Raw genomic sequence first — 14,468 nt, forward strand, 5'->3', positions numbered from 1 at the left:
AGGTGTGGCTACGTCAGCCATTCAGTTGTTTGCACGCTAGGTAGAGTCAGAGAGAGTGTTATGAAGTTATGCCGTGTATTAATTGTCGGGCTCTTGTATATACTGTCGTCAAACGCAATGGCGGCGATCTGCGAATTTTATCCGGACAATTCCATGGGCAATATGCAGGTTATCCTGCCGGCCACTCTCTCGGTACCACGTGACGCGCCGAATGGCACGGTTATTTATGAAAGCCCTATCGTAACGCTGGGTTCCATTCCCAGTTCGTTCAGGTGCTCCGCAGTGCACAATGAAGGTGTACGCAATAATGTCGGCGTTACTCAGCCGGGCGCGGAGATTTTTCCTATCGGGAATACCGGAATCGGCTGGCAATGGGTCCGACCGCCATCGGGGAAAGCGTGGAAGGGCTTTCCAGGAACTACCGACACTGCTGGTGGTTGGGGTTGGAATGGTTCTGAGCACATCTTGCGTTTTGTAAAGACGGGCACTATTTCCGGCAGTGCGACGATACCTTCAGGCCAACTGGGGACATTTGTCGCTGCTGAAATCGAGCCTTTGGCAATGAATACCAGCGGCACGCGAATCGTCTCGCAGTCTTGTGAAACACCTGATGTGAAAGTGGATATGGGTAGCTACACCATGAGCGATTTTTTGCAGAACGGTGACTATGCCAAGGAGAAATACTTCTTTCTTGATATGAAAAACTGTCCTCCTGGAATCAATAACTTCAGGTACTCCTTTTCGCCCACTGCGGGCAGCCCTGCATGGAGTGCTGATACCGGCGTGGTACACCTCAACAGTAACTCGACTGCCAAAGGGCTGGCATTGCAAATGCGCTTCAGTGACAGAACGATACTCAAGCTGAACCAGAATTACATAATGAAAGCGCCAACATCGAGCGGCGGTAATGCATCCGTTTCCTTGCAAGCTCGTTTCGTGCGCATTGAACCTTCCAATGCGCAAATGAGAGCGGGCGATGCCAATGCCGAAATTGCCTTTGTGGTCGAGTATCTATGAGCCCAACAGCTTCTTCACCTCAGCCACAATCACCGCAATATCAAAAGGCTTGGGCACCACGACATCAAAAAGATCCGAGCGCTGCATGCCGATATGCGCCTGCGCGCCACTCATCAGGATGATCGGCAGATGTTTGACGGACGGCTGGGCACGCACGGCTTCGGCGAATTCGAGGCCGTCCATGACCGGCATCATGAAGTCAGTAATAACCAGGGCCGGACGTTCTCTTTCCAGCACCTCGAGAGCTTTTTTGCCGTTGCTCGCGGTCACGGTCATGAAGCCCTCATCCTCAAGCGCAAAGCCAAGAATGTCAGCAATCAGATACTCGTCGTCGACTACCAGGATGGTGGTCATGTTATTTCAACCCGCTTGCAGACTTACGAAATTGAACCAGGCAATGACTCAGCTGTGACTGAAGGTTCATTTTTCAAAGCCTTTTCCAGGAACACATCTTGATCACGGACAACCACCTCGAACCGCGACGGGTTGTAGGAGCTATCACGTACCTTAAGAATGGAAAGCGTCCTGCGAAGTTCAGCGTGATTCTCAAAGAAACGCATGAGGATCAGGTTGTCGACAATACTGGACAGGTCAGAGTTCGGTGCGCTGACCTCGGAGCCGAACAAATCGCGCATTTCCCAAGAGGCAAACACCGTCACGCCTCTGGAGCGCAGTTCATTCATCAGCGCACTGAAAAAGTCGGTGATGCGTTCCGGGGTGGTTGAAACCCGCGTCATGCCGCTCAGGCTATCGATGAACAGGCGCTTGATGCCTTTCTCATCGACCAGGCTCAACAGGCGCGCGCCGAGGCCGTCGAGCAAACCCTCCGTTGTTGGCTGCCAGGCAATGCTCAATGCACCGCTGTGTTCCATGTGTTCAATATCGATGCCCAGCGAATGGCCTTTCAGGCGCAGCCGCTGCGGGCTTTCATAAAAACCGAAATGCAGGCCCGGCTCTTGCGTTGTTGATTGCGCCAGAAACTTCAGACCCAGCGTGGTCTTGCCGATCCCGGAAGGCCCCATGACCAGCGTGACGCTGGAGCTGTGCAAGCCGCCACCGAAGATCTCGTCAAGAGAAGCAATGCCGCTTGGAATGCGCGTCATGTCCGCGCTGTCAGGGGCGGAAGGGCGCTTGTAGAGGCTTTCGAGGCGCGGATAGACGACCAGGCCGTTATCGGTGATTTCGCACTCGTGAAGACCGGTCAGCGCGCTGCTGCCGCGGGTCTTGCGCAAATGAATGCGGCGCACCGAACGAGTGCCGAAGAGCTCTTCGCCCATTTCGATGACGCCGTCGACCATCGTGTGCTCGGGGCTGCCGTCGTCCAGGCGCGAGCTGGTCAGGAACAGCACGGTGCAGCCAGCGAACGCCGCATGGCCTTGGAGTTCGGAAATGAATTTTTTCGTGTCGATCGGCGAGTCGGCTTTGGAGCGTGCATTGAGCAGGCCGTCGACGACCATGACGGTCGCCTTCTGCCGAGTGATTTCGCGTCGCAGCAGCTTCACGACTTCATCGAGGCCTTCGTTTTCCAGCGTATCGAATGCGCTGACAAACTGAATTTCCGCGCCGACTCGCGAAGCGTCGAAAAAACTCATGGTCGACAGGAACTGGAACAGCCGGTCGTGGGACTCGGCCAGCAACGTGGCGACCAGCACACGGCCGCCATTACGGGCATGGTGAAACCCTAGCTGGTTGGCAAGGATGGTTTTGCCGGAACCCGGGCGGCCTTGAATGATGTACGAAGCGCCGGCGACAAAGCCCCCCTGAAGCAGCGCGTCGAGCCCTTCGATCCCGCTTTGAAGGCGTTTTAGCTTTTCCACAATGCGACCCTGATCTGAATAAACAGGCTAGTTCAGCCGAATGAGTGAAATGCTAACGCCATTTCCGGTTGAGGGCCATAAAGGCTGGGGAAAAGTAGCGTTTTTGCAATGTGAACCTGGCGCGTCACTGCTCGGGATCAGGGCATAGGGACAACCCCCGCACAGGAAGATTCGATTACCAGGATCCCGGAAACGCCAAAGCCCCGAGTAATCAGGGCTTTGTTGTTTGCATCCATTACACCCATTTGCGCTGCTGCGGCGGGCGCATGAGCGAACCGTTTGCCACTTTGCTTTCATGAAATCGTCACAAAACTGCTGCAGAGTTCGGGAGCCCGTAATCACTAGGTGTCATTTAATGAAAAGTTTAATGAAGTCTGCTGCGCTCGCCATTGCGGTATCTCTTTGTGCCACCTCGGCCTCCTTTGCAGCAGAAAATGTTCGCCTGACGGGGTCCGGAGCAAGTTTTCCGGCACCGATCTACCTGACCTGGTTCAAGGATTTCAGCAAGAAGTCCGATGGCGTCACTGTCGATTACCAATCCAAGGGCAGTGGCGCGGGCGTACAGGACTTCTTGAACAAAACCGTAGATTTCGCTGCCAGTGACTCGGCAATGAAAGACGAGGATATCGCCAAGGTCGCCGAAGGCGTGCAGTTGCTGCCAATGACCGCCGGGGAAATCGTGCTGGCCTATAACCTGCCGGGCAATCCCAAGGGCCTGAAGCTGCCACGCGACGTCTACTCCAACATTTTTCTGGGCAAGATCACGCGCTGGAACGATCCGCAGATCGTCGCAGCCAACCCGGACCTGAAACTCTCCGATACGCCAATCACCGTTGTCGTGCGTGCAGATTCCAGCGGTACGACCGCGGTATTCACCAAGCATCTGGCAACCGTCAACGCCGAGTTCAAGCAGGCGTTGGGTGAGGGCAACACCGTCAACTGGCCGGCCAGTGACAAGTTCATCAAGTCGCCGAAAAACGATGGCGTAACGGCGACCGTGCGCCAGACCCCTGGAGCGATTGGTTACATCGAATATGGCTTCGCCAAGCTGGCCAAGGTCGACTTTGCCCAGTTGCAGAACAAGGCAGGCAATTACGTCGTGCCAAACGCCGAAAGCGGTGCCGAGGCCCTGGCAGCGGTGAAGATGCCGGAAAACCTGGTGGCCTGGCTGCCTGATCCGGACGGTGCCAAGTCCTATCCGATCACCTCTTATACCTGGATGATTTTCCGCAAGGACAATGGCAACCCGGCCAAGGCCAAGGCCATGCGTGAAATGGTCGAATACAGCCTGACCGAGGGGCAGAAGATTGCCGATTCGATGGGTTACATCCCGTTGCCGCAATCGGTCGTCGAACAGGTTCGCAAAGCGTCCGCCAACATTCAGTAACGCCGTGAGGTCTCTCTCGGCGTGTGCGTCTGCGCCACGCCGGGGGAGTTTTCCCCCTTGTTCCGGATTTAGCCCATGAACAAACCTTTTGTCGTACCGGTTAATCCCGACTCTGCCTGCCAGCCACCCTCGACGAAGGATTTCCTGGTTGATCGCACCTTTCGCGCGCTGGCGCGCATCGGTGTGGTACTGATTCTGGCGCTGGTATTTGCACTGGTGTTCGAAGTCGGACGCAAGGCGCTTCCCGGTATGGAGAAGCACGGCTTCGATGTCCTTTTGGGCAGCGTGTGGGACGTCAACCAAGGCAAATACGGCATCCTGCCGGCGATCTGGGGCACGCTCTACAGCGCCTTCATCGCGTTGCTGATCGCCGGTGTTTTTGGCGTGAGCATGGCGATTTTCCTGACCCAGGATTTCCTGCCGACCAAGCTCGCTGCGCTGTTTCGTACCATCGTCGAACTGCTCGCGGCCATTCCCAGCGTGGTCTATGGCCTGTGGGGGATCTATGTGGTGATCCCGGCGATTCGGCCGCTGACGACCTGGTTGAACAGCGAACTGGGCTGGATACCCTTTTTCGGCACGTCCCTGAGCGGCCCAGGCTTGCTGCCCGCAGCGCTGGTACTGGCGATCATGATTCTGCCGACCATTGCCGCCGTGTCGCAGGACGCGCTGACGGCTGTGCCGATGAAAACCAAACAGGCCGCGTACGGCATGGGCACTACCCATTGGGAAGCGATTCTCAAAGTGATGGTGCCTTCGGCTGCCACCGGCATTTTCGGCTCGCTGGTGCTGGGCCTGGGGCGCGCGCTGGGTGAAACGATGGCGCTGGCCATGCTGGTCGGCAATGCCAACAACATTTCCCTCTCACTGTTCGCACCGGCCAACACGCTTGCCGCTCTGCTGGCGCTGAACTTCCCCGAAGCCGGGCCGAACGAGATCGAGGTGTTGATGTATGCCGCCCTCGTGCTGATGTTGATTACGCTGATCGTGAACATTTTCGGCTCGATGATCATGATGTACGCCCAACGGGGTAACAAGTGATGACTGATCTGACCGCAGCAACAGACCTGACGGCGCCAACCGGTGCGATGCCCAGCTTGCAACGCAGGTTCGAAGGCCGCGCGCTGCGTAGCCTGATCCTGACCACCCTGGTCTGGGCAGGTGCTTTGCTGGCCAGCGTGCCGCTGATTTCCGTGCTCTACATGCTGATCACTCGTGGTGGCGCGCGCCTGAACCTGGAAGTCTTTACCGAACTGCCGCCGACTGGCTTCGAGATGGGCGGCGGTTTCGGCAATGCGATGGCAGGTACTTTCGTAATGGTCGGTATCGCGGCGGCGATCGCGGTGCCGGTCGGGATCATGGCGGCCATTTTCCTGGCTGAACTGGGGCCGGACAGCAAGCTGGGCAACGCCGCGCGTTTTGCCGCCAAGATGCTCACGGGCCTGCCGTCGATCCTGGCGGGGGTGTTTGCCTACGCTTTGGTAGTAATGACCACCGGCACCTATTCGGCACCGGCAGGTGGCGTGGCGCTCGCCGTCCTGATGCTGCCTATCGTGGTGCTGACCGCCGAAGAGTCGATGCGGATGGTGCCCAAGGTCATGAAAGATGCTGCTTATGGCATGGGCTGCACGCGCTCGCAGGTCATCTGGAAAATCATCTTGCCGACCGGCATGCCGGCGATCCTGACTGGCGTGATGCTCGCCGTGGCGCGTGCCGCAGGCGAGACGGCACCGTTGTTGTTTACCGCGCTCTTCAGCAACTACTGGATCTACCACCAGGGCAATCTCGACGTCATGAACCCGACTGCCTCGCTGGCGGTGCTGATCTACAACTTCTCCGGCATGCCATTCGATAACCAGCTCGAGCTCGCATGGGCGGCCTCGTTGGTGCTGGTGATGATCGTGCTGTTCGTGAACATCATCAGCCGGATTTTCGGCAAGCCCAAGTATTAAGAACGGGAGCATCTGATTTTGAACGTATCCACTGCGCAAATAGCCGCTCCGTTTGTCACCCAGGCGCCTGTAGTCATGGACTGCAAACTGGACAAGATTTTCTACGGCAACTTCATGGCAGTACGTGACAGTCACGTGCCCATCGAGAAAAACAAGATCACCGGATTCATCGGTCCCTCAGGTTGCGGCAAAAGCACCGTGCTGCGCAGTCTCAACCGAATGAACGATCTGGTGAAGGGCTTTCGTTTCGAGGGCCATGTGCATTTCCTCGGGCAGGACGTCTACGGCAAGGGTGTCGATCCGGTGGTCGTACGCCGCTACATCGGCATGGTGTTTCAACAGCCCAACCCGTTCTCGATGAGCATCTTCGACAACGTGGCGTTTGGTCTTCGCCTCAATCGCTACAAGGGCGATATCGGCGACCGCGTCAAGCATGCGCTGCAAGGCGCCGCGCTGTGGGACGAAGTCAAGGACAAGCTCAAGGTCAGCGGCCTGTCGCTCTCCGGTGGCCAGCAACAACGCCTGTGTATCGCCCGGGCAATCGCCACTGAGCCGGAAGTCCTGCTGCTGGATGAGCCTTGTTCGGCACTGGACCCGATCGCCACCCGACGCGTCGAAGAATTGATGGTCGAGTTGAAGAAGGACTACACCATCGCACTGGTGACCCACAACATGCAGCAAGCCATCCGTGTTGCTGACACCACGGCGTTTTTCTCGGTGGATATTTCCCAGGGCACACGCACCGGCTATCTGGTCGAGATGGGCCCGACGGCGCAGATCTTCGACAACCCGCGTGAACAGATGACCGGCGATTACATCAGCGGCAAGTTCAGCTAAGTCACAGCACCGGTCACGGCCGCCTACCTGCACGAGCCAAATGGATTTGGCGGGCACCGGTGGACATTTACCAAGCGTTTCCAAGGAGCTCCAATGCCTGCCAAGCATCGTCTTGATTTGCCTGCGATTGAACGTGCACTGCGGGAAGTGCAGAGCCGTTTCGCCGAGCTCAGCCGACACTTCACCGAGGCCCGAGACCCGTTGACTGATGAAGTGCTGCACAACGTGCTTGAAGGCTATGCGTTGGTTGACGAATATGTTGCCCGCGGCGTTGACCTGTTCGATCTGCAGCAAGTGAACCTGATGCTGGAGATCAATGCCACGGTGCTTTGTGGCCGGGATCCGGCGCGCCGGCTGGAATACGCCCAGCATCTGGCAGCCACCGAGGCGCATTTCTTCAACAACGTCGAGGGCGGCATCAAGGACTTGTACAACTGGTATTGCGCGTATCGCAGTGAGTCAGTCTGGAAGCGTGCAGCGGGTGTCTATGTGCGCATTCTGAGCAAGCCGCAGCTGTTTATTGAAGGCAATAACCGCAGTGGCTCGCTGATTGTCAGCTACTTGCTCATGCGGGCAGGGCTGCCTCCATTCGTGTTGACCCTGGAAAACGCCGAGGGCTATTTCAACCCGTCCTCGGTCATCCGCAACTCCGCCAAGCATGGCGTCAAGGCGTTGTACGAATTGCCCAAGATCAAGAAAAAATATGCAGCATTTTTAGAAGATCAGGCGCCCGATCCAATGAAGTTCTTTCTCAAAGGCAAGCCTTTGCCTGTCTCTCAGGGTGGCCATCGATGAGCTGGGCTCCAGCATTTGCCAGATTGAAAACCTTCGGCAGCCGGGCAGGACAGGCTATCCGCTGCGCTTTGCCGCAGTTGTTCGAACGTCAGCGTATACGGATTTCGTTCGATATCGATGACACGCTCGCTTGCCAGCTCCACCACTGCGCAGTCGAGAGCAGTCGACTACCGGCCTGTATCCATCGCTGGTTGGGTGAGCCGTTGCGGATGGGCACACGATCGCTGATCCGAGAGCTACGTCGCCAGGATTGCAGTGTCTGGGTCTACACCTCATCCGGGCGTACGCCGTCCTATATCAGGCGCTGGTTGGCGCTGTACGGTATCCGCGTCGACGGCGTGGTCAACAGCGTGCTGCACAACCGTGCCCTGACGGCGCACGGGATGTCGAATGCGCCTTCCAAGTATCCGCCAGCATTCGACATCGACTTGCATGTCGATGATTCGGAGGGTGTGCAGATTGAAGGCAAGGATCATGGCTTCCGGGTAGTCGTGGTGCATCCCGAGGATGATCGCTGGGCGCAGAAAGTGCTGGATTCGGTGGCCAAGGTCCAGGCGCAGCTCGCTTGGCAGCAAATGCGCAGACCTCAGGCGCCGGTGCAACAGCGTGCGGAGGTTGTCTTTGAGTCGCTTGGCTGAGCGAGTACGCATTGGCTATCTGGACAGCAGCGCTTGTTATCGCTCTACGGCGACGCATTTGATCTCCACGAGAAGGCCAGGTCGAGCTAACTCACTGACACCAATGCAGGTCCACGTGCAAGTGCTTCTCGGAAAGACTTTATCCTTCACACGTCTGAAAATTGGCATGTGGCGGTGCATATCGACGTGATAAGTCGTCATTTCCACGACATCTTCAAATTTACAGCCACCTGCCTCCAAGACGACCCGGAGATTGTCCCATGCTGCTAAAAACTGCTGCTCAGGTTCTTCAATGACGGATAATTCCGGCGTCCTGCCTACCTGACCCGCGCAGTAGAGAGTTTTTCCTACCTTTACTGCTGGTGCATAACCAGCACGCTCGTAGATCAATCTCATGCCATCTGGAACAATTATCAGACGATCAGTCATGATTGCGCAGCCCCAAGTTAGAACGGTTACGAAAGCTAACTCAGGGGCCAGAGCGGCGTCCACTCAGTTCACTTGTCATCTATCAATCAACACGACAGATGCTTTTAGCCGCTGCTGAGTCTTTTTGAACTCATTACCTAATGTGGCTACCTCGATCGATGCAAAAGGCGCGAGCCGGTAGCGTTACTGATCAGAAGCATTTCGATGGTTGGTTCGCTGCTAGGCTGGCTCGTCAGTTCGTGTCGTCATCACCTTGAAATATATCTGCGTAAAGTCGCGCGACTGTAGGGGTAAGGTTATGACCGGCAGGAATGAGAAAGTCGGCGTGTGGTGCGAGCCGTTTTACGTAGATGACTTCGTAAACCCTGCGCACGATTCCAGGTGCTGTTTCTTCCCGGTCCAAGCCAGGCATTATCCCTACCGCTTTGTAACCGGCTTGCTCCAGTGCTTGTTGCATATACGGCGTGCGGGTTGTTGCCATGCCATAGATCAGCCCCGCGCCCATGAACGTGCCGATTTTTTCTCCCAGGTCCTGGGCCGCAACGGCCAGTCTGGCTTGTCTGTGCGGTTTGGCTACCGCGCCGACCCGCCCGAAAATAACGTCAGCACCGTCAATTTTTTCCCACGTGGCGATAGCGACAATCTCATCGTTCTGGCGGACGACGGTAGCGAATATGCCTCGATCCGGATCGTCTTCGAGCACCACGTTGTCTGCGTAGAACTGCTGGTCCAGAAACGGGCTTGCCAACCCCACCGAAATGGAGGGAAACCATGTCCGGAAAAAATCTGTCGCGACATTGATCTCCTCACGTTTCAGGTAATCCCAACTGTAGCCAGAGGGTAAATCGGTAAAGCTGCGAATTTGCTCGATCGTTGGCCATTTCATGCGGTTCTGCTCGTTTGTCTGATTGCTTCGATAAGTGGCGCCGGGGTCAGGCCCGAGGGGTAAGGTTATTGGCGGGTGTCGGGGCATGCCTGGCGGCGATCTGCCTGTGGCGCTCGACCACTTCGCCAATGACCAACTGCATCAGCCTCTGCACGATGGCCGTATCCAGCTCAGCCTCCTGAGCAAGTGCTGCCAGACGCTGGTATTGCTGCTGCTCTCTGGCCTCGTCTACCGCAGGCAACTGATATCGGGCTTTGAGCAATCCGACCTCATCGGTACAGCGAAACCGTTCCGCGAGCAGGTGGATGAGCGCGGCGTCGATATTGTCGATGGTTTTCCTGAATGTTGAGAGTTGACGCGCGATGTCGGAGTTTTCCATGAATGACCTCGTGGCAGGTGTTCGAAAGAGCTTCTCAATGATTCGTCTGCTGAGCGAAAACCGACCAGTCCTTGTCGCCATCGCCCCTGGCTACCGCCGACGTCATTTTCAATCGCACGGCGTCCGCCGCTTGCAATTCCAGCCCCTTGATACGACCCGCATCGATCGCAAGATTCATATCCTTGAGACCAAGAGACAGTTTGAAACCCGGTTCAAAATTGCTGCTGACGATGTTCTGTCCATAACGCTGATAACTGGGGCAGGCGAACAGGGTCTGGGTCATGAGCTTGATGAAAATCGAAGGGCTCAGTCCGTGGCGTTGAACGAGTCCGCTGGCTTCGCCCAGCGACTGGATGGCTTGGGTGATCATCATGTTGCCGGCGATTTTCGCGATACAGCCCCGTTCAGGTTGGTCGCCCAGATACCAGGTTTTTTTCCCGAGCAGGTCGAACAGCGGTTGGACGGTCGAGACAGCAGCCTGCGATCCGGCCACCAGGATATTCAACTCGCCCTTGGCCGCCACGGCGGGCACGCCGAAGACCGGCGCCGCGATCAATGGCATGCCGACGGCTTCATGTTCGCGCTGCAACTCCAACATCAGCGAAGGCGACAAGGTCGACATCACGACATGCACGCAAGCTTTGTCTGCAGTTTCCAGAACAGCGCTGGAGAGCAGCACTTGCCTGACGGCGGCATCATCGGCCAGAAGAGTGATGACTACCTCTTGCTGGAACGCCGAGGCCGGCGTTTCGATAACGCTGATGCCTTCGAGATCCTTGAACGCCGCGTGACTGCGGTTCCATGCCGAGACGTGATGGCCAGCGCGGACGAGCAGTGGAATGATCGCTCTGCCCATGCTTCCCACTCCGATAAAACCAATCTTCATTTGCAGTCTCCGGTTTGTATTCGACGACGGTGAATGCAGACAAGTATGTCGGGCACGGGATTGCTACGGCACTGCCATTGCTGCACTCTCACTGTTCATTTTTGTACGGGGGCAGAGCATGGACTGGAGTGATGTGCGGGTCTTTCTCGCGATTGCCCGCAGCGGGTCATTGGGGGCTGCCGCCAAACTGTTGGGGGTCAGCCATCCGACCGTGGGGCGGCGCTTGCAGGTGCTGGAACAGTTCAGTGGCCAACCCGTTTTCCTGCGTACCAACCAAGGTCTCGTGTTGACCGACAGCGGGGAGAAGCTCCTCAGCCTCGCGCAGGAAATGGAGCAAAGTGCGTTGGCCATCGAAAGGCGCCTCGCGGGGGACAGCGCACAGCCCGAAGGTGTGCTGCGCATTTCCTGCGCTGACTGGTTCGCCTGTTATGTCCTGGCCCCGGTGCTGAGTGAACTGGGCCGGCGTTATCCATTGATCGTGCCCGAGGTCATTGCCGGGCATCGATTGTTTGATCTGGCTCGCCGCGACGCCGACATCGCGTTTCGAATCGTTCCGTTCACCGAACCCGATATCGTGCACCGCAAGCTGATCTCCCTGACTTACGGGTTATACGCAGCCGTTGGATCTGCTGACCCTGAGCCACAGGGCGCCGGGCTGGGTCTGATCACCATGAGTGTTGCCCAGTCTCATTATCCCGATGTGCAGTGGCTGCAGCAGCGTTACCCTCTGGCGCGTACCGTGTTTACCAGTAGCAGCCGCACAGTCCAGGCGCAAATGTGTGCGCAGGGGCAGGGCGTCGCGGTATTGCCCCGCGCTTTGGGCGACCAGTTGACGGCGCTGCGTCTGATCGATTCAGATGAACCGCCACCAGGCCGCGACATTTGGATGGGCTACCACCAGGACATGCGCCAGATGGACAGTCTGCGCGCGCTTGCCGACCTGGCCTCCGTCATGATTGGCACTCAGGCAGGCGGTTGATTCACTCTGCCGGCTGCATGGCCGCCGTTTGCAGCTCTGCAGCAGATTGGCGCGCCAGACTCAGGCTCAGTCCTGCGCCTACGGCCAGACAGGCAGCGATGCACAGTATGGCGACGGTGAAGGCGTGGGTGATGGCCGCCGCGTCCGTGTCCTTGCCCAGAAGCGTGTAAAAAATGCCACCAATGATCGCCACGCTCAGTGCCGTGCTGATTTGCAGGGTGGAACTGGTGATGCCCGCAATCATGCCGGAATACGCCGGTGCCACGCGTCCAGTGATCATGCGCATCAATGTTGGAAGGGCAAGTCCTTGTCCGAAGCCGATCAGAAAGAGAATCACGGCAAGGGACAGCGCAGTGGGCGTGACGGCCGTCGGTGTGTGCGCCACGAGCCAGGCCAATAGCACGAACCCCAGCACTTCGAGTGCCATTCCGAAGGGATTCACATAAGACCCCAGCAAACGCCGGAATAGATGGGTGGCGAGCGGCCCCAGCAAGAAACCAGCGCCGAATGGCAGAAAGACCAGACCTGCACTGAGCGGGCTCGTATGCAGCGCTCCCTGTAAATAGATGGAAAACAGCAGGAAGAACACGCCGATCGCGTAAAAAGTCAGCGCCACCAGCAATGCCCGGCCCAGCCTGGGCGCACGCAGTGCAGCAGGGTTCAGCAACGGCGCGCCTTGCGCTTGATACAAGCGGGCTTCGTAGCGCCAGAACAGCCAGGCCAGCAGTGGCACCGCCGCCAGCGACAGCCAGGCCCACCACGGCCAGCCCGCTTCACGTCCCTCGATCAGTGGAACGATCAGCGCCGCAAGCGTCACCATCGACAACAGCGTTCCACCCAGATCCAGCTTGCTGGTCTGGGGTGCGCGGGTTTCCTTGACCACGGGGATGGCGATCAGAATGACCAGCAACGCAATCGGTAGATTCACCAGAAATATCGACCGCCAGCCCAGGTTCATCAGGTTGAGCGAGATCAGAATCCCGCCAAGTGCCTGGCCGACTACCGACGCCAAACCAAACACCGCACCGTACAGGCTCAACGCCAAGGGTTTTTCCGACTCAGGGAATATCGCCTGCACTGAAGCGAGTGCCTGCGGCGCCATGACAGCGGCCGTCACGCCTTGCAGCGAGCGTCCGGCGATCAACACCCAGGGTGACTCGGCGACACCGCAGATCAGTGAGGCGACGGCAAAGCCAATCAGGCCAACGAAGAACATTCTCATGCGGCCAAAGATGTCGCCAAGCCTTCCGCCGGTGATCAGTGTCACGGCATACAGCGCCGCGTAAGAAGAGATGATCAACTGTTCGGCAGAGGAGGCCGTGCCCAGCGATTGCTGAATCGAAGGCAGCGCTACGTTCACGATGAAGAAATCCAGCGGCGGCAAGAATGCACCGACCAACAGGATGGCGAACATCAGCCAGCGCCGCTGTTCCGGAAGGGCTACTATTTTCTCAGGCATAAGGTCTCCTTTCTGAAACCCTTCGGCTCCAGAATATTTTCGATTGCGAGTCATGCTTTGAATAAGCTGAGTTCAATCTAAACGATCAAACCCTGGCTGACGCCTCACATAAATGAACGTCCAATGTTCATTTATGGCAGTGCCGCTGCGCCCCTGCCTCCTCGCAAAATGGCCGCACTGTGGTTCCAGTCGAGCCACACAACCGAAATCGAGGAGTCAGTTATGTCAGGTAAATTCGCTGATCAGGTCGCAGTCGTCACCGGCGCGTCCACCGGGATCGGATTTGCGATTGCACAGGGTTTGATTGCCGAGGGCGCCAGGCGCGTTTACATCACCGGGCGTTCTGCAGCCACGCTGGAGGCTGCGGTGGCCAAGCTTGGCGACAGGGCGGTCGCGGTCATTTCCGATGTCGCGCGCCAGGTTGATCTGGACGAGCTCAAGGCGACGATTGAGGCGCACGACGATCAACTGGACTCAGTGTTTGCCAATGCGGGTATTTGTGAAAAGAACCCGCTGGGCGAGACCACCGAGGCCGCCTATTTCAACATGTTCGACATCAACGTAAAGGGAGTCTTTTTTACTGTACAGACGTTGATGCCATTGTTGAAAAATGGCGCTTCGATTGTACTGACGGCCTCTATCTGTTCCAGCAATGGCATGGAAGGACTGAGCCTCTACAACGCGTCCAAAGCCGCGGTACGTTCCTTTGCCAGGACGTGGGCCAACGAACTCAAAGGTCGCAAGATTAGAGCGAATGTCCTGAGCCCTGGCTTCACCCGCACACCGCTGATGGATAACGGCTTGAAGATGAGCGAAAGCGACGTCGCCGCGCTGCGTCAGCACGTCGCGCAGATCACGCCATTGGGGTACATGGCCGAGCCTGAGGAAATCGCCTCGTCGGCGCTGTTTCTTGCGTCTGCCGATGCGAAATATGTCAACGGTGTGGAGTTGATGGTCGACGGCGGCCTGTCGCAGATCTGACCACGTGCTCAACCGTAGCGCAGCCC

General features: G+C 57.3%; 16 protein-coding genes. 9 read left to right on the forward strand and 7 right to left on the reverse strand.

Going from position 1 to position 14,468, the window contains the following annotated elements; translation table 11 throughout:
- Window positions 1-60 precede the first annotated feature (60 nt).
- A complete protein-coding gene (locus AC4IHP_RS18660; RefSeq protein ID WP_490832419.1) occupies window positions 61-1,017 on the forward strand; it encodes a fimbrial protein in 957 nt (318 codons plus the stop codon).
- Here AC4IHP_RS18660 and AC4IHP_RS18665 read toward each other — a convergent pair.
- Together AC4IHP_RS18665 and AC4IHP_RS18670 are read right to left on the reverse strand one after the other, a co-directional pair.
- Window positions 1,012-1,371 (reverse strand): response regulator, encoded by a 360-nt coding sequence (locus tag AC4IHP_RS18665; RefSeq protein ID WP_064361715.1) that lies wholly within the window; start codon window positions 1,369-1,371, stop codon window positions 1,012-1,014. The two genes, AC4IHP_RS18660 and AC4IHP_RS18665, sit on opposite strands and share 6 nt — an antisense overlap.
- A gap of 23 nt (window positions 1,372-1,394) precedes the next feature.
- The gene (locus AC4IHP_RS18670) at window positions 1,395-2,834 is read right to left on the reverse strand and encodes an ATPase domain-containing protein (protein WP_460125349.1); all 1,440 of its coding nucleotides are present in this window, start codon (window positions 2,832-2,834) and stop codon (window positions 1,395-1,397) included.
- Between the two features lie 355 nt (window positions 2,835-3,189).
- Between AC4IHP_RS18670 and pstS the strand changes: the two genes are divergently transcribed.
- The 6 genes from pstS to AC4IHP_RS18700 all read left to right on the forward strand — a co-directional run bounded on the left by pstS (window position 3,190) and on the right by AC4IHP_RS18700 (window position 8,443).
- Window positions 3,190-4,221, forward strand: coding sequence for a phosphate ABC transporter substrate-binding protein PstS (pstS, locus tag AC4IHP_RS18675; protein ID WP_051600442.1), 1,032 nt, complete (start codon window positions 3,190-3,192; stop codon window positions 4,219-4,221).
- A 75-nt stretch (window positions 4,222-4,296) separates the two neighbouring features.
- Complete coding sequence (gene pstC, locus AC4IHP_RS18680; RefSeq protein ID WP_024012838.1) at window positions 4,297-5,262, forward strand: phosphate ABC transporter permease subunit PstC; 966 nt, start codon at window positions 4,297-4,299, stop codon at window positions 5,260-5,262.
- A complete protein-coding gene (pstA, locus tag AC4IHP_RS18685) occupies window positions 5,262-6,173 on the forward strand; it encodes a phosphate ABC transporter permease PstA (RefSeq protein WP_490832420.1) in 912 nt (303 codons plus the stop codon). The genes pstC and pstA overlap by 1 nt, the downstream gene beginning before the upstream one ends.
- A 75-nt stretch (window positions 6,174-6,248) precedes the next feature.
- Window positions 6,249-7,010, forward strand: coding sequence for a phosphate ABC transporter ATP-binding protein PstB (gene pstB / locus AC4IHP_RS18690; RefSeq protein ID WP_016774591.1), 762 nt, complete (start codon window positions 6,249-6,251; stop codon window positions 7,008-7,010).
- A 93-nt stretch (window positions 7,011-7,103) separates the two neighbouring features.
- Complete coding sequence (locus AC4IHP_RS18695) at window positions 7,104-7,805, forward strand: hypothetical protein (RefSeq protein WP_460118913.1); 702 nt, start codon at window positions 7,104-7,106, stop codon at window positions 7,803-7,805.
- Entirely contained in the window at window positions 7,802-8,443 is a 642-nt protein-coding gene (locus AC4IHP_RS18700) for a hypothetical protein (RefSeq protein WP_460118915.1), read from the forward strand. Before AC4IHP_RS18695 ends, AC4IHP_RS18700 begins: the two co-directional genes overlap by 4 nt.
- Window positions 8,444-8,479: 36 nt before the next feature.
- Here the strand turns inward: AC4IHP_RS18700 and AC4IHP_RS18705 are convergent, their stop codons facing one another.
- The 4 genes from AC4IHP_RS18705 to AC4IHP_RS18720 all read right to left on the reverse strand — a co-directional run bounded on the left by AC4IHP_RS18705 (window position 8,480) and on the right by AC4IHP_RS18720 (window position 10,993).
- Complete coding sequence (locus tag AC4IHP_RS18705; RefSeq protein ID WP_460118917.1) at window positions 8,480-8,872, reverse strand: RidA family protein; 393 nt, start codon at window positions 8,870-8,872, stop codon at window positions 8,480-8,482.
- Between the two features lie 232 nt (window positions 8,873-9,104).
- Window positions 9,105-9,758: a hypothetical protein gene (locus tag AC4IHP_RS18710; protein WP_490832421.1), complete on the reverse strand. Its 654-nt coding sequence runs from the start codon at window positions 9,756-9,758 to the stop codon at window positions 9,105-9,107.
- A 46-nt stretch (window positions 9,759-9,804) separates the two neighbouring features.
- A complete protein-coding gene (locus AC4IHP_RS18715; protein ID WP_394501909.1) occupies window positions 9,805-10,137 on the reverse strand; it encodes a chorismate mutase in 333 nt (110 codons plus the stop codon).
- Between the two features lie 34 nt (window positions 10,138-10,171).
- Complete coding sequence (locus AC4IHP_RS18720; protein ID WP_490832422.1) at window positions 10,172-10,993, reverse strand: NAD(P)-dependent oxidoreductase; 822 nt, start codon at window positions 10,991-10,993, stop codon at window positions 10,172-10,174.
- Between the two features lie 148 nt (window positions 10,994-11,141).
- Here AC4IHP_RS18720 and AC4IHP_RS18725 point away from each other — a divergent pair, with 148 nt between their 5' ends.
- Window positions 11,142-12,002 (forward strand): LysR family transcriptional regulator, encoded by an 861-nt coding sequence (locus tag AC4IHP_RS18725; protein ID WP_122704478.1) that lies wholly within the window; start codon window positions 11,142-11,144, stop codon window positions 12,000-12,002.
- Between the two features lies 1 nt (window position 12,003).
- Here AC4IHP_RS18725 and AC4IHP_RS18730 read toward each other — a convergent pair whose 3' ends face one another.
- Complete coding sequence (locus AC4IHP_RS18730; protein ID WP_490832423.1) at window positions 12,004-13,515, reverse strand: MFS transporter; 1,512 nt, start codon at window positions 13,513-13,515, stop codon at window positions 12,004-12,006.
- 168 nt (window positions 13,516-13,683) lie between these two features.
- On the opposite strand from AC4IHP_RS18730, the gene AC4IHP_RS18735 reads away from it, so the two are divergent.
- Window positions 13,684-14,442, forward strand: coding sequence for an SDR family oxidoreductase (locus AC4IHP_RS18735; protein WP_394501917.1), 759 nt, complete (start codon window positions 13,684-13,686; stop codon window positions 14,440-14,442).
- Window positions 14,443-14,468: the final 26 nt, after the last annotated feature.

It is taken from the genome of Pseudomonas sp. UF-293 (assembly GCF_058245595.1).

Bases quoted from the DNA above. Each gene is read 5' to 3' on its own strand.
- AC4IHP_RS18665 (WP_064361715.1), bottom strand. From the start codon at position 1,371: ATGACCACCATCCTGGTAGTCGACGACGAGTATCTGATTGCTGACATT.
- pstS (WP_051600442.1), top strand. From the start codon at position 3,190: ATGAAAAGTTTAATGAAGTCTGCTGCGCTCGCCATTGCGGTATCTCTT.
- pstC (WP_024012838.1), top strand. From the start codon at position 4,297: ATGAACAAACCTTTTGTCGTACCGGTTAATCCCGACTCTGCCTGCCAG.
- AC4IHP_RS18715 (WP_394501909.1), bottom strand. From the start codon at position 10,137: ATGGAAAACTCCGACATCGCGCGTCAACTCTCAACATTCAGGAAAACC.
- AC4IHP_RS18695 (WP_460118913.1), top strand. From the start codon at position 7,104: ATGCCTGCCAAGCATCGTCTTGATTTGCCTGCGATTGAACGTGCACTG.
- AC4IHP_RS18720 (WP_490832422.1), bottom strand. From the start codon at position 10,993: ATGGGCAGAGCGATCATTCCACTGCTCGTCCGCGCTGGCCATCACGTC.
- AC4IHP_RS18660 (WP_490832419.1), top strand. From the start codon at position 61: ATGAAGTTATGCCGTGTATTAATTGTCGGGCTCTTGTATATACTGTCG.
- pstA (WP_490832420.1), top strand. From the start codon at position 5,262: ATGACTGATCTGACCGCAGCAACAGACCTGACGGCGCCAACCGGTGCG.
- AC4IHP_RS18705 (WP_460118917.1), bottom strand. From the start codon at position 8,872: ATGACTGATCGTCTGATAATTGTTCCAGATGGCATGAGATTGATCTAC.
- pstB (WP_016774591.1), top strand. From the start codon at position 6,249: ATGGACTGCAAACTGGACAAGATTTTCTACGGCAACTTCATGGCAGTA.
- AC4IHP_RS18730 (WP_490832423.1), bottom strand. From the start codon at position 13,515: ATGACTCGCAATCGAAAATATTCTGGAGCCGAAGGGTTTCAGAAAGGA.
- AC4IHP_RS18725 (WP_122704478.1), top strand. From the start codon at position 11,142: ATGGACTGGAGTGATGTGCGGGTCTTTCTCGCGATTGCCCGCAGCGGG.
- AC4IHP_RS18710 (WP_490832421.1), bottom strand. From the start codon at position 9,758: ATGAAATGGCCAACGATCGAGCAAATTCGCAGCTTTACCGATTTACCC.
- AC4IHP_RS18735 (WP_394501917.1), top strand. From the start codon at position 13,684: ATGTCAGGTAAATTCGCTGATCAGGTCGCAGTCGTCACCGGCGCGTCC.
- AC4IHP_RS18700 (WP_460118915.1), top strand. From the start codon at position 7,802: ATGAGCTGGGCTCCAGCATTTGCCAGATTGAAAACCTTCGGCAGCCGG.